The sequence below is a fragment of the Psychrobacter sp. CAL346-MNA-CIBAN-0220 genome (genome assembly GCF_040309805.1).
Classification (GTDB): domain Bacteria; phylum Pseudomonadota; class Gammaproteobacteria; order Pseudomonadales; family Moraxellaceae; genus Psychrobacter.
Genome location: NZ_JBEOPF010000413.1, coordinates 1 through 261, shown reverse-complemented (window position 1 = coordinate 261; position 261 = coordinate 1). Strand labels below are relative to the sequence as shown.

The following is a 261-nucleotide window of genomic DNA, read 5'->3' as shown; positions in this document are numbered from 1 at the left end:
GCCTGTGATAGCGCCAGTTAGCACAATACCTAAAGCCGCCACAGCACCAGCGGTACTGATCCCAAAGGCAAAGTTGTCGCGCTCGGCTAACTCTGCACTGCTGTTGACTTTAACGCTCCACCCCTGCAAATAACGCATTAGCGTCAGCAAAATGATAGCGATGGTTAAATCAATGGCTAAAATAATCGCCAAATGTTGAGTTAAGCCATATTCTTGAAAAAATGTCATGGTGAGTCCTTACCTATTTTCCACGGCTAACAC

At 46.0% G+C, this 261-nt stretch carries 1 protein-coding gene; it reads right to left on the bottom strand.

All coding sequences use genetic code 11. The annotated features are described in order from the left end of the window. On the bottom strand, positions 1-228 hold a 228-nt coding region (locus tag AAEY88_RS14180), incomplete at its 3' end, for a DUF350 domain-containing protein (RefSeq protein ID WP_350563416.1). Positions 229-261: the final 33 nt, after the last annotated feature.